Here is a 14,044-nt window from a genome sequence, read left to right as displayed (position 1 = left end):
AGCTTTGGAAGTGCCGTAAGGGCCTTTAATGAGAGAGTGTATCTCTTCATAGCTGTGAACAGGAAGGATGCGGGAATATGAATAGTAAACAATTAATTCTAGAAGCAATCGAAGCGCGTAAACAAGCGTACGTACCATATTCTAAATTTCAAGTAGGTGCAGCATTATTAACGCGCGATGGAAAAGTGTATCGTGGATGTAATGTTGAGAATGCATCATATGGCTTATGTAATTGTGCTGAAAGAACAGCTTTATTTAAGGCGGTTTCTGAAGGGGATAACGAATTTGTAGCCATTGCGGTTGTAGCAGATACAAAGCGTCCAGTACCTCCTTGTGGAGCATGTCGACAAGTTATGGTAGAATTATGTAAACAGGATACGAAAGTATACTTATCAAACTTACATGGTGACGTTCAAGAGACGACAGTCGGAGAATTGTTACCAGGAGCATTTTTAGCGGAGGATTTACATGAATAGAAAAGGTTATAAATCAGGTTTTGTCTCTATTATTGGCAGACCGAATGTTGGAAAATCTACATTTTTAAACCGTATTATCGGCCAGAAAATTGCTATTATGAGTGATAAGCCACAAACGACTCGTAATAAAATTCAAGGTGTATATACAGAAAATGATGCACAAGTTATTTTCATTGATACACCAGGAATACATAAACCTAAACATAAATTAGGCGACTTCATGGTAAAGATGGCGCAAACGACATTAAAAGAAGTTGATATTGTTCTGTTTATGGTTAATGCAGTTGAAGGATTTGGTCGTGGTGAGGAATTCATCATTGAGAAATTAAAAGAAACGAAACAACCAGTATTTTTAGTCATTAATAAAATTGACCAACTTCATCCAGAGCAATTACTAGAGTTAATTGATCAATATCGTAAACTACATGAATTTGCAGAGATTGTACCAATTTCTGCGTTAGACGGTAATAATGTGGACGCTTTAATTGGAACAATTAAAAAGTATTTACCAGAAGGACCACAATACTATCCAGAGAATCAAGTAACGGATCATCCGGAGAGATTTATTATTGCAGAGCTTATTCGTGAGAAAGTACTACATTTAACACGTGAAGAAGTGCCGCATTCTGTGGCTGTTGTTATCGATGCGATTCAAAAGCGTGAGGGCGGGGCAGTTTATATAAATGCAACGATTGTTGTTGAACGTGCATCACAAAAAGGAATCATCATCGGAAAACAAGGAAAAATGTTAAAAGAAGTTGGTAAGCGAGCTCGTTTTGATATTGAAGCGCTACTTGGTTCTAAAGTATTTTTAGAAGTATGGGTAAAAGTGCAAAAAGATTGGCGTAATAAAATGTCTCAGCTTCGTGACCTAGGTTTCCGCGAGGATGAGTACTAAAATAGAGTAAAGTTGTAATCAGTGGATGGTTGGTTCATCCACTGATTATTGGTTTTTATGAACTTTGATAAATTAGGAAAAATTTTTCTCACATGAAAATGGACAAAATGGGTCAATTTAATAACAACAAAGGAAATTGGTTTATAGGCTACGCTTATTGAGAAAGGTGGATTCTTATGCTAGATTTTACCTGGAAGTTTTTCTCCAAAACAGGAAGCATTGAAACGTACTTGCTTTTGAAAGAAATGGAAAAAGACGTAAACGATGAGATGGATCAACATGAAGAGGAGCTAGCGCATCTAGACTCTCCAATTTCTTGACCCGTTTTGTTCAAACCTTGGATGGTGACGAACATGTTTCAAAAAGTTGAGGGCATCGTTATCCGTACGACAGATTACGGAGAAACGAACAAAATTGTTACAATATTCTCAAGAGAACTTGGTAAGGTAAGTGCAATGGCAAGAGGGGCAAAAAAACCGAAAAGCCGATTAGCATCTGTGTCGCAATTAATGACACATGGCCATTTTCTAATTCAAATGGGATCTGGGCTTGGAACATTGCAACAAGGCGAGATTATTTCAACTATGAAAGAAATTCGCGAGGATATATTTTTAACTGCTTATGCATCATTTATTGTTGAGTTAACTGATAAAGCAACAGAAGATAAAAAACATAATCCGTATTTATTTGAAATGTTATATCAAACGTTGCATTATATGTGTGAGGGTGTTGATCCAGAAGTATTATCATTAATTTATCAAACGAAAATGCTTCCGGTATTAGGGATGCGCCCGTACTTTGATACATGTGCGATTTGTCATCAAGAAACAGACTTTGTCGCCTTCTCCGTCAGGGAAGGCGGTTTTCTGTGCTCACGTCATGCAGAGCAAGACCCATATCGTATACCGGTAGGAGAAGCTGTTCATAAATTATTACGTCTTTTCTTCCATTTCGATTTACATAGGCTCGGAAATGTATCGGTAAAGGATAGCACAAAAAAACAAATGCGTTTAGTATTGAATACATATTATGATGAATATTGCGGAATTTATTTGAAATCAAGACGTTTTTTAGAACAACTTGATAAGTTTCAAATATAATTTTGGGCCGTATACGGTCCTTTTTACATACTTTCTTTTTCGAATAGCATATTTAGTATATAATATTTAAGAGATAGTATAACTTTTTTCGTTGTGCATTAAAGGTGGTGATTATCATAGAGCTGAATAAACGGCAAGAACATATCATTCAGATTGTAAAAGATCACGGTCCTATTACAGGGGAATCAATTGCAGCGCAATTGGGTCTAACACGTGCGACGCTAAGACCAGACTTAGCAATTTTAACGATGGCTGGTTATTTAGAAGCACGTCCACGCGTAGGTTATTTTTATACGGGTAAAACTGGGGGGCAGCTATTATCTGAAGCTGTTAAGAAAATTAAAGTACAAGATTATCAATCTAGACCGGTTGTAATTGATAAAAATGTTTCCGTATACGATGCAATTTGTACGATGTTTTTAGAGGACGTTGGTACATTGTTCGTTGTAGATCAGATGACTCTATTAGTTGGTGTTGTGTCTCGTAAAGATTTATTAAGAGCGAGCTTAGGAAAGCAGGATTTAACCTCTCTTCCGGTTAATATTATCATGACAAGGATGCCAAACATTGCGATGTGTCGTAGAGAGGATTCTTTATATGATATTGCGATGGAATTAATAGAAAGACAGATTGATGCAATGCCAGTTGTAAAAGATACGAAACAAGGTTTAGAAGTGATTGGGCGAATTACAAAAACAAATATTACACGTGCGTTTGTAAATTTAGTAAATAACGAATAAGTGTAATTTGTTTAAAGTGAGGTAATGTAATGGATAATAAAATCGTATATGTCGTATCTGACTCTGTAGGGGAAACGGCTGATTTGGTTGTTCGAGCAGCAATGGGGCAATTCCCATTTGCTCCTGATATTAGACGTGTACCGTATGTAGAAGATACAGGGACATTAAAAGAAGTGATTTCGATTGCTAAGAGTAATCAAGCACTTATATGTTTTACGTTAGTTAAGCCTGATATGCGCCAGTATTTAGTAACAGAGGCTGCAAAAGAAGGGGTAGAGGCATACGATATTATCGGCCCTCTTATTGATCAAATTGAAGAAATTACGGGGCAAGTGCCGAGATATGAGCCAGGTGTTGTCCGTAGGTTAGATGAAGAATACTTTAAAAAGATTGAAGCGATTGAGTTTGCTGTGAAGTATGATGACGGCAGAGATGCACGAGGTATTTTAAAAGCAGATATCGTGTTGATTGGTGTTTCGCGTACATCAAAAACACCACTTTCCCAATATTTAGCTCATAACAAACGCTTGAAAGTTGCGAATGTACCACTCGTGCCAGAAGTTGACCCACCTGAAGAACTATATCAAGTGGCAAAAGAAAAATGTTTCGGTTTGAAAATTACGCCAGATAAGTTAAATCATATTCGAAAAGAACGATTAAAATCACTTGGATTAAGTGATGGAGCAACATATGCAAATATTAATCGTATTCAAGAAGAAATTGATCATTTTGAGGAAGTAATTAGTAAAATAAATTGCCAAGTAATCGATGTATCGAATAAAGCGATTGAAGAAACAGCAAATATTATTGTGAATGCAGTGCAAAACCAAAAAATGTTTTAGCACATTTACCAAAGGTGAATGTGCTTTTTTCGCTCGTGTGAAATATGATACCTATGGATTTTGTAATAGATTGTAGTGTAATGGTTATACTTATACTCCTTTGTCTTTTAGTATATTCAAGGTGTGAGTTTGTCATCCTGAAATGTAAGATGAAAAAATAAAGGGATATGTAGCGTAGTTGAAGAAAATATATTATAATAAAAAATTGTGATAAAAACCTATATTTTACGTTTAGACTTTAATTTTTCAGAATAAACTAGGGATAGGATTTACGAAAAAGACATGTAATTACGTTAAATCGACAAAATCTATACAAGAAAACGCACATTATGGAAGGATTCACAGAAGGGATGTAGAATACAGAAATATGCAAAACATCAACAACATATTAGTTGGTGTAGATGTATATCCCGTGAAGGCTGAAATTGTGCAAGTTGGAGCGGAATTTCATGTCGGAATTTTGTTTGTCGCATCATATGCTCATCCTTTAAGGAAATAGCAAGGCAATTGGATCATTGTAGATACTGAACAAAATGGAGTTGATTGTTATATGGATCAACATGAAAAAGTTACAGATCTCAAGATCAAACAGTATATGTGGCTTGCTACTCTTCTTGGAAAAAGGTGTATATGTATTGTTTCTAAGAGATACATTTGTAACAGATGAGCAAATGTATACAATTTTATATAGCAAGTATGTATATGCGATTTATGCAGATAAAGGACCTATAGGAAAGGTTCAAAATCGTTTATACAATGTAATCGGCAACACTTTCTAACAAGTTTAGAAAAATATTGTCGAATTATAAAGGAATTTTTTAATTTATATCGAATACAAAATACGACACGGAGATGGAGTTATGGGGAACAGAATTCCCGAAGAAGTTGTTGAACAGATTCGGACATCATCCGATATTGTAGAAGTCATTGGTGAATACGTTCAACTTAGAAAACAGGGGCGTAACTATTTCGGCCTTTGTCCATTTCATGGTGAGAATTCTCCTTCATTCTCTGTTTCATCTGATAAGCAAATTTTTCATTGCTTCGGATGTGGAGAAGGTGGAAATGTATTTTCCTTTCTAATGAAAATGGAAGGACTGGCTTTTACCGAGGCTGTTCAAAAGCTAGGCGAAAGAAATGGAATTGCGGTTGCAGAGTACACATCAGGACAAGGACAACAAGAAGACATATCTGATGACACTGTCATCATGCAACAAGCTCATGAATTATTGAAAAAGTATTATCATCATTTATTAGTAAATACGGAAGAGGGAAATGAAGCACTTTCATATTTATTAAACCGTGGTATTACGAAAGAGATGATTGAGAAGTTTGAAATTGGTTATGCATCACCTGCTTGGGATGCGGCGACGAAAATTTTACAAAAAAGAGGTTTATCGCTGTCTAGTATGGAACAAGCTGGCCTTCTAATAAGAAGTGAGAAGGATGGTAGTCATTACGATCGCTTCCGTGGAAGAGTTATGTTCCCGATCTATACGTTACAAGGTAAGGTGATAGCGTTTAGTGGAAGGGCGTTAGGGGATGACACTCCGAAATATTTAAATAGCCCTGAAACACCGATTTTTCACAAAAGTAAATTGTTGTATAACTTCCACCAAGCAAGACCGTTTATTAGAAAGCGTGGGCAAGTGGTTCTTTTTGAAGGATATGCCGATGTGCTAGCTGCGGTAAAAAGTGGTGTGGAAGAAGCTGTTGCGACAATGGGAACAGCTTTAACTGAAGAACAAGCAAAACTTCTGCGACGTAACGTTGAAACTGTTGTTCTTTGCTATGATGGTGATAAAGCAGGGCGAGAAGCGACGATGAAAGCAGGGCAATTATTGCTAAAGGTTGGTTGCCAAGTGAAAGTCACATCCTTGCCAGATAAGCTTGATCCTGATGAATATGTGCAACAATATGGGACTACTGCTTTTGAAAATCTTGTGAAATCAAGTGTGAGTTTTGTTGGTTTTAAAATAAATTATTTGCGTTTAGGGAAAAATTTGCAAGATGAGTCTGGCAAAGAAGAATATGTGAAAAGTGTTTTAAAAGAGTTATCGTTGTTACAAGATGCGATGCAGGCAGAGTCATATTTGAAGTCATTATCGCAAGAATTTTCGTATTCAATGGAAACACTTTTGAATCAATTGCACCAATATCGCAAAGAACAAAAGGTACAGCAAAAACAAATAAAGCAGGTTGCTAAACCGTCTCAAGTCGTTCAAACAAAACCGAAGTTAACAGGTTTTGAAAGAGCGGAAAGAGAAATTATTTACCATATGTTGCAAAGTGCAGAAGTAGCTGTTCGTATGGAATCCCATATAGAAGATTTTCATACAGAAGAACATAAAGGGATTTTATATGAACTATACGCATATTATGAAAAGGGAAATGAACCTTCAGTCGGAACATTTTTAAGTTGGCTCTCTGATGAAAAGTTGAAAAATATTATCACTGATATTTCGACGGATGAATTTATTAATCCAGAATACACAGAAGAAGTGTTACAAGGCCATTTGGAGACGCTTAGACGGCATCAGGAAAAACTTGAAAAGATGGAGATCATCTTTAAAGTGAAACAAATGGAAAAAACAGATCCTGTAGAGGCTGCTAAATATTATGTAGCATATTTACAAAATCAAAAAGCGAGAAAATAGCTTTTTTGATAAAGTTTTAGTATAATGAATGTTTGTATCTCGCGTAAGGAGGGGAACAGATGGCTGACAAACCAGCTCGTTCTAAACAAATTGAAACTGAAATGACCCTTGAGCAAGTGAAAGAACAACTCACTGAGCTCGGAAAAAAACGTGGCGTTCTTACATATGAAGAGATTGCAGAACGCATGAATGGATTTGAAATTGAATCCGATCAAATGGATGAATACTATGAATATTTAGGTGAACAAGGCATTGACTTAGTTGGTGATAATGACAACGAAGAAGGCCCTAATAATCGCCAAATTTCAAAAACAGAAGAAGAGTTTGACCTCAATGATTTAAGTGTACCACCAGGGGTTAAAATCAACGATCCTGTTCGTATGTATTTAAAAGAAATTGGTCGTGTAGACTTACTATCTGCAGAAGAAGAAATTCGACTTGCAACGCGTATTGAAGAAGGCGATGAAGAAGCGAAACGTCGTCTTGCAGAAGCAAACTTACGTCTTGTAGTAAGTATTGCAAAGCGCTATGTAGGCCGTGGTATGCTTTTCTTAGACTTAATTCAAGAAGGTAATATGGGTCTAATTAAAGCTGTTGAAAAGTTCGATTATCGTAAAGGTTTCAAATTTAGTACGTATGCAACTTGGTGGATTCGCCAAGCTATTACACGTGCCATTGCAGACCAAGCGCGAACAATTCGTATTCCAGTTCATATGGTTGAAACGATTAACAAGTTAATTCGTGTACAACGCCAATTATTACAAGATTTAGGTCGTGAACCGTCTCCTGAAGAGATTGGTGAAGAAATGGATCTTGCTCCAGAAAAAGTACGTGAAATCTTAAAAATTGCACAGGAGCCAGTTTCTCTTGAAACACCAATTGGTGAAGAAGATGACTCCCATTTAGGTGACTTTATTGAAGACCAAGAAGCAACATCGCCTGCGGACCATGCAGCCTATGAATTGCTAAAAGAACAATTAGAAGATGTGTTAGATACGCTAACAGATCGTGAAGAAAATGTTCTACGTCTTCGTTTCGGTTTAGATGATGGACGAACTCGTACGCTTGAAGAAGTTGGGAAAGTATTCGGCGTAACGAGAGAGCGTATCCGTCAAATTGAAGCAAAAGCACTTCGCAAATTAAGACATCCAAGCCGTAGTAAGCGTCTTAAGGATTTCTTAGAATAGGTTATTTTTTAAGTTTACTTCACCATTGTGAAGTAAACTTTTTTATTTTGTTAATTTTTGTTAAAATTTAGCTATCGGCAACGATTACAATTTCTTGTAATTTATTTTACAGAATTGTCTTTTGATTTGCAAATGCTCATTTTTCGATTTTTCGATTAATTTTGTTTATTCTATACAAAAATATATGTAGAAAAGCGAAAAATATGATGAGAAACGTTAATAATTATCGAAATAATAAGCGATATGACAATAAAAAACAATAAACTGAATTTATGGAATATTTTTAACAAGTGGTAGTTTACTCTTTTCTGATAGAGCGTTTTCAAGTACAATGGAAATGACTGAATCATCTAACTATTTAGGGATATAGAAGGGGGAGAAGAGATATGAAACGTAATCCGCTGATTCCGTTCGCTCTTATTGCAGCATTGGGTATTATCGTTATGTTTGTATTTTCATTTCAGGGGCTAAATAAATCTAAAGAGTTAGCTGATGCAAAAAATGGCGGGAAGCCAGCACAAACGGCATCAAAACCAGAAGATATTGTGAAGCAAAGTTGTACGAGCTGCCATGGTGATCAGTTACAAGGGGCAGTTGGACCTAACTTGCAAAAAATTGGTGGGAAACTTTCAAAGGATGAAATTAAAGAAATTCTTTCGAAAGGAAAAGGCAATATGCCTGCCAATATAGTTCCAGCTGATCAAGCCGCTAAAGTAGCTGATTGGTTATCGAAGAAAAAATAAAGTTCCGTATGACAAGCCTTTTGCTTATGCAAAGGGCTTGTTTTTCTATATTTTCTAAAATACGATGAATGATAGAGCAGTGAATTGTTGTTATGGGCTTGCAACAACTACTATAAATTCATTATCATGGAGACAGACTGACAAGAGAAGGAGTAATGGAAATACATGAATGAAGTAAAGCTTTCAAAACGATTAGAAGAAGTTGTACGTGAAATACCAGTAGGATCTACAGTCGCTGATATTGGATCGGATCATGCGTATTTACCGTGTTATACAATTATAAATAATATTGCTACAAAAGCAGTTGCAGGAGAGGTCGTAGATGGACCATTTCGCTCTGCGCAAGCAACTGTAGCTGAAAGTGGTTTACAAGATAAAGTAGATGTGCGTAAAGGGAATGGATTAGCTGTTATCGCACCAGGAGAAGTAGATGTAATTACGGTTGCCGGAATGGGCGGAGCGTTAATTCGTGACATTTTAGAAAGTGGTAAAGAAAAATTAGAAGGTGTAACACGTTTAATTTTACAGCCTAATATTGCAGCGCATCATATTCGTGAATGGTTTATTGAGAATGGTTGGGAGCTTATCCATGAAAAAATCGTAAAAGAAGATGGGAAAATTTACGAAATTTTAGTAGGGGAGCGAGGAAATGTTGCAGCGCCTTACTCTGAAAATAAACAAGCTGAATTGTTTATGGGACCATTTTTAATAACAGAAAAAAGTGAAGCCTTCGTTGAAAAATGGGAAGGAGAATTAAAAAACTTCCAAAATATTTTAAAACAGTTAGAACGTGCAGCTGATTCTGAAGAAACAAAAGCGAAGCGTGGGGAAGTAGAAGCGAAAATGAAAATGATAGGGGAGGTTTTATCATGAGTAAAATTCCAAATGGCCATGAAATTATTTCTTTATTTGAAAGTATGTATCCGAAGCATTTGGCGATGGAAGGAGATAAGATTGGCCTGCAGATTGGAGCGCTTAATAAACCCGTGCGGCACGTATTGATTGCGTTAGATGTAACGGAAGAAGTTGTGGATGAAGCAATTCAATTAGGGGCAAATGTCATTATTGCTCATCATCCTTTAATTTTTAACCCGTTAAAAGCGATTCATACAGATAAGGCGTATGGGAAAATTATTGAAAAGTGTATTAAAAATGATATTGCAATCTATGCAGCGCATACAAATGTGGATGTTGCTAAGGGCGGGGTAAATGATTTACTTGCTGAGGCGTTAGGATTGCAAAATACAGAAGTTTTGGCACCGACATATGCAGAAGAAATGAAAAAAGTTGTTGTGTTTGTGCCAGTCACTCATGCAGAAGAAGTAAGGAATGCATTAGGAGACGCAGGTGCTGGTCATATCGGCAATTATAGCCACTGTACGTTTAGTAGCGAGGGTACAGGCGCATTTGTACCTCAAGAGGGGACAAATCCTTATATCGGGGAAACTGGACAGTTAGAACGTGTAGAAGAAGTGCGAATCGAAACGATTATTCCAGCTTCATTACAGCGGAAAGTGATTAAAGCAATGGTAACGGCGCACCCTTATGAAGAAGTAGCATACGATGTGTATCCGCTTGATAATAAAGGTGAAACGTTAGGCCTAGGAAAAATAGGATACTTACAAGAAGAAATGACGCTTGGTCAATTTGCAGAACATGTGAAACAATCATTAGACGTGAAGGGCGCAAGAGTTGTCGGTAAGTTAGACGATAAAGTGCGTAAAGTAGCTGTACTTGGTGGAGATGGTAATAAATATATAAACCAAGCGAAATTTAAAGGAGCAGATGTATATGTAACTGGTGACATGTACTATCATGTTGCTCATGATGCGATGATGCTCGGTTTAAATATAGTTGACCCAGGACATAATGTTGAAAAAGTAATGAAACAAGGTGTACAAAAGCAATTACAAGAAAAAGTGGATGCAAAGAAACTCAATGTACACATTCATGCTTCGCAGTTACATACAGATCCATTTATATTTGTATAAGAAAAATAAAAACCGTTGCTCATGCAAGCAACGGTTTTTATTATTGTTCTTTTTTCACTTTCACGCGAGGTAATATTTTTTGTAACGGTACTTTTCGAACTCTTTCCCATGTAGCGGGATTCATTGGGTTATATTGCTCTAAGAAAGCGATAACTTCTTTCGTAATTGGCGTTGGAGTAGAAGCACCTGCTGTAACAGCTACGTTTTCTACACCTTGTAGCCACTCTAATTGAATTTCGCTTACATCAGCAACTCGATATGCTTTTGTACCCGCGATTTCTTGTGATACTTGTGCTAAGCGATTTGAATTGTTACTTTTCGGATCACCAACAACAATTGTTAAGTCTGCAACATCAGCTTGTTTAGCGACAGCTTCTTGGCGAACTTGAGTTGCTAAACAAATTTCTTTATGGAATTCTGCTGTTGGGAATTTTTTTTGAATGTCCTCCATTAAATGTTGAACATCCCATTGACTCATCGTTGTTTGATTTGTTACTAAAATTTTATCTGTTGGGATTTCTAATGTTTTTAAATCATCGGCTCTTTCGATAAGGTGAACGATGTCAGGTGCAATACCAACTGCGCCTTCTGGCTCTGGATGATTTTTTTTACCGATATAAATGACATGATACCCTTCCGCTTTCTTAGCTTCGATAAGGTCATGCGTCTTGGTAACATCTGGGCAAGTAGCATCGATTGTTGTTAAACCTTTTTCTTTTGCGCGTTGTTTAACTTCTGGAGAAACACCGTGTGCAGTGAAAATAACAGTACCAGAATCAATTTTATCTAAAATTTCTAAGCGACTTGGACCGTCTAATGTGATGATTCCATCTTCTTCAAAAGCGTCTGTAACATGTTTATTGTGAACAATCATACCTAAAATATAAATGGGTCTCGGCAATGATTTATCTAATGCGGCGTTACGTGCAATTACCATTGCATCGACAACACCGTAGCAATAACCACGAGGGGAAATTTTAACAATTTTCATATGAGTAATCCTCTCCTTCTAAACAAGGGATACTTTTGTGCATAGTCTTTTACATTATAAAGGAGGAGTGGATAGAAAACAAAGGATTGTTACACATATAGTTTTGGTTTTGTTGCTGTTTGTTGAACTGGTTCTTTCGGTAACTCTTTTTCTATTACAGGTTCAATCACTATTTTCTTTCGTTTTCGTTTCTTTTTTTGAGGTGCAGGAGGCGGACTTTCTACCTCAACTGGCTCTGTTACATTTTCCGTTTGATTTTCTTCCGTGCTTTTTCCAGAGGTGAGGATTTTAACAATGCTTGGTAGACTACGCATAATAGGACCATACTGTTCGACGACAGGACCTACAGATTGAACGACTTGGGATACTTTTTCGATGTTATTTATCATATTAGTTGGATTCGAAATTAAGTTCGAAAAAAAACTGCCGATGCCACTGCTTGCTGTTGCCGCAGTTGTAGTTGAGCCGCCGCGCGTTTCATTTGATTCATACATTTGAGGCGGTATCATTTGCTCAGGATGTTGCTGCATGTATGGTTGATATTGTGGATGTTGCTGCGGATATTGTTGCTGGTATTGCTGCGGATATTGCTGATGATATTGCGGCGGTGGTGGTTGCTGATGCATCATTGGTTGCCCTTCCATTTGTCGGTAAGGTGGAACCATTTGCATAAATGGCTCGGTTGGATCGTGTTTTTTAAAAAGCTTAGCAAGAAAACCTTTCTTTTTTTGTGCCATTGGTGGTAGTTGTGGAATTGGATATGGTGTATAAGGTTGCTGCCCTGGATTCGGATACATTTGCCTTGTAGGGGATTTCGGAAACATGTGAGAAATCCTCCTTTCTTCAGTTAGGTATATACACATACAATATGCAATAAAAGGGAAGAAGGTTAGTTTTTGAAGTGAAAACCTAAACTAAAGATGGATTTTACTTGTAGATTTCGATATAATGTAGACTTGACTGATTTGTGCGCGCAGTAGAAATTTTAGAAAGAAGGTGTAACTTATGACACAACAAACTTTTACACAGTATGATTTTAAACCATTTTTAATAGATGCAGTTCGTGAACTACGCTTTACAGAGCCGACAGGAATTCAGCAGAAAATTTTCCCAGTCGTGAAAAAAGGTGTAAGTGTAATTGGACAATCCCAAACAGGTTCTGGGAAAACACATGCATACTTACTTCCTACATTAAACAGAATTAATGCAAGTCGTGAAGAAGTACAACTTGTTATTACAGCGCCTACTCGTGAGTTAGCACAACAAATTTACGAAGAAATCGTGAAATTAACAAAGTTTTGTGCGGAAGACCAAATGATTACAGCACGTTGTTTAATTGGTGGAACTGATAAACAACGTTCAATTGAGAAATTGAAAAAACAACCTCATATCGTAGTTGGGACACCAGGACGTATTAAAGACTTAGTTGAAGAACAAGCGTTATTTGTTCATAAAGCAAATACGATTATTGTCGATGAAGCAGACTTAATGCTTGATATGGGATTCATTCATGATGTAGACAAAATTGCAGCACGCATGCCTAAAAACTTGCAAATGTTAGTTTTCTCTGCAACAATTCCTCAAAAACTAAAACCGTTTCTGAAGAAATATATGGAGAATCCAGAGCATATTCATATCAATCCAAAACAAGTTGCAGCTGGAAACATTGAACACTATTTAGTGCCTTCTAAACATCGTAATAAAATTGATTTAGTGCATAAAATGCTACTTCAATTTAAACCGTATTTAGCAGTTGTTTTCACGAATACGAAAAAGATGGCAGACCAAGTTGCTGATGGATTAATGGAACGTGGCTTAAAAGTTGGACGAATTCACGGGGATTTATCACCACGTGATCGTAAAAAAATGATGAAACAAATTCGTGACCTTGAATTCCAATATATTGTTGCGACTGATTTAGCAGCACGTGGTATTGATATTGAAGGGATTAGCCATGTTATTAACTATGAGCTACCATCAGATTTAGATTTCTTCGTTCACCGCGTTGGAAGAACAGCACGTGCAGGGCATTCTGGTATTGCAGTGACGATTTATGATCCAGCAAACGAAGAAGCGTTAGATAGCTTAGAAAAACAACGTCATATCGAGTTTAAACATGTAGATTTACGTGGAGATGAGTGGGCAGATTTAGGTGAGCGTCGTCGTCGTAAGAGCCGTAAAAAACCAAATGACGAACTTGATGTTATGGCAACGAAAGTTATTAAAAAACCGAAAAAAGTAAAACCAAACTATAAACGTAAACTTGCAACAGAACGTGACAAAGTGAAGAGAAAATATAGCAATAAAAAAAGATAAGGGGTTTCCCTTATCTTTTTTTAATCCCGCTAATTTAAATGAAGAGTATAGTCTGTCTAAATAGTCATATGAATTTGTGTAGTGCGTCTTTTGTGAACAAACA

15 protein-coding genes are annotated in these 14,044 nt (G+C 36.7%); 13 read left to right on the top strand and 2 right to left on the bottom strand.

All coding sequences use genetic code 11. From position 1 onward, the window contains the following. Positions 1-77: 77 nt before the first annotated feature. From M1D73_RS22125 to M1D73_RS22070, 12 genes are all read left to right on the top strand, one after another. The gene (locus M1D73_RS22125) at positions 78-476 is read left to right on the top strand and encodes a cytidine deaminase (RefSeq protein ID WP_001086283.1); all 399 of its coding nucleotides are present in this window, start codon (positions 78-80) and stop codon (positions 474-476) included. After that, positions 469-1,374, top strand: a complete 906-nt coding sequence (gene era / locus M1D73_RS22120) for a GTPase Era (protein ID WP_001080230.1) — start codon at positions 469-471, stop codon at positions 1,372-1,374. Before M1D73_RS22125 ends, era begins: the two co-directional genes overlap by 8 nt. Before the next feature lie 176 nt (positions 1,375-1,550). Beyond that, positions 1,551-1,694, top strand: a complete 144-nt coding sequence (locus M1D73_RS22115) for a YqzL family protein (protein ID WP_000883924.1) — start codon at positions 1,551-1,553, stop codon at positions 1,692-1,694. Between the two features lie 33 nt (positions 1,695-1,727). After that, entirely contained in the window at positions 1,728-2,474 is a 747-nt protein-coding gene (recO, locus tag M1D73_RS22110; protein WP_000487009.1) for a DNA repair protein RecO, read from the top strand. A gap of 107 nt (positions 2,475-2,581) precedes the next feature. Continuing rightward, complete coding sequence (ccpN, locus tag M1D73_RS22105; protein WP_000583756.1) at positions 2,582-3,214, top strand: transcriptional regulator CcpN; 633 nt, start codon at positions 2,582-2,584, stop codon at positions 3,212-3,214. A 29-nt stretch (positions 3,215-3,243) separates the two neighbouring features. Then, the gene (locus M1D73_RS22100; RefSeq protein WP_000368944.1) at positions 3,244-4,056 is read left to right on the top strand and encodes a pyruvate, water dikinase regulatory protein; all 813 of its coding nucleotides are present in this window, start codon (positions 3,244-3,246) and stop codon (positions 4,054-4,056) included. A gap of 635 nt (positions 4,057-4,691) precedes the next feature. After that, on the top strand, positions 4,692-4,835 hold the full coding sequence (locus tag M1D73_RS22095; RefSeq protein WP_000479733.1) for a hypothetical protein: 144 nt from the start codon (positions 4,692-4,694) through the stop codon (positions 4,833-4,835). An 81-nt stretch (positions 4,836-4,916) separates the two neighbouring features. Further along, a complete protein-coding gene (gene dnaG / locus M1D73_RS22090) occupies positions 4,917-6,713 on the top strand; it encodes a DNA primase (RefSeq protein ID WP_000528221.1) in 1,797 nt (598 codons plus the stop codon). Between the two features lie 59 nt (positions 6,714-6,772). Beyond that, positions 6,773-7,900 (top strand): RNA polymerase sigma factor RpoD, encoded by a 1,128-nt coding sequence (gene rpoD / locus M1D73_RS22085; RefSeq protein WP_000764065.1) that lies wholly within the window; start codon positions 6,773-6,775, stop codon positions 7,898-7,900. A 386-nt stretch (positions 7,901-8,286) separates the two neighbouring features. Then, positions 8,287-8,643, top strand: coding sequence for a cytochrome c550 (gene cccA / locus M1D73_RS22080; protein WP_000828141.1), 357 nt, complete (start codon positions 8,287-8,289; stop codon positions 8,641-8,643). 165 nt (positions 8,644-8,808) lie between these two features. After that, complete coding sequence (locus M1D73_RS22075; protein WP_001006542.1) at positions 8,809-9,516, top strand: tRNA (adenine(22)-N(1))-methyltransferase; 708 nt, start codon at positions 8,809-8,811, stop codon at positions 9,514-9,516. Beyond that, positions 9,513-10,634, top strand: a complete 1,122-nt coding sequence (locus M1D73_RS22070) for a Nif3-like dinuclear metal center hexameric protein (protein WP_000036242.1) — start codon at positions 9,513-9,515, stop codon at positions 10,632-10,634. Before M1D73_RS22075 ends, M1D73_RS22070 begins: the two co-directional genes overlap by 4 nt. A 40-nt stretch (positions 10,635-10,674) precedes the next feature. On the opposite strand, the gene M1D73_RS22065 is transcribed toward M1D73_RS22070, so the two are convergent. After that, positions 10,675-11,625 (bottom strand): 4-hydroxy-3-methylbut-2-enyl diphosphate reductase, encoded by a 951-nt coding sequence (locus M1D73_RS22065; RefSeq protein ID WP_000706662.1) that lies wholly within the window; start codon positions 11,623-11,625, stop codon positions 10,675-10,677. A gap of 89 nt (positions 11,626-11,714) precedes the next feature. Then, entirely contained in the window at positions 11,715-12,449 is a 735-nt protein-coding gene (vrrA, locus tag M1D73_RS22060; RefSeq protein ID WP_000484166.1) for a VrrA/YqfQ family protein, read from the bottom strand. A gap of 181 nt (positions 12,450-12,630) precedes the next feature. On the opposite strand from vrrA, the gene M1D73_RS22055 reads away from it, so the two are divergent. Beyond that, positions 12,631-13,941: a DEAD/DEAH box helicase gene (locus M1D73_RS22055; protein WP_000194017.1), complete on the top strand. Its 1,311-nt coding sequence runs from the start codon at positions 12,631-12,633 to the stop codon at positions 13,939-13,941. Positions 13,942-14,044 lie beyond the last annotated feature (103 nt).

It is taken from the genome of Bacillus sp. PK3-067 (assembly GCF_056738645.1).
The sequence above is the reverse complement of the archived record's forward strand: the minus strand, read 5'-3'. Positions and strand labels throughout refer to the sequence as shown.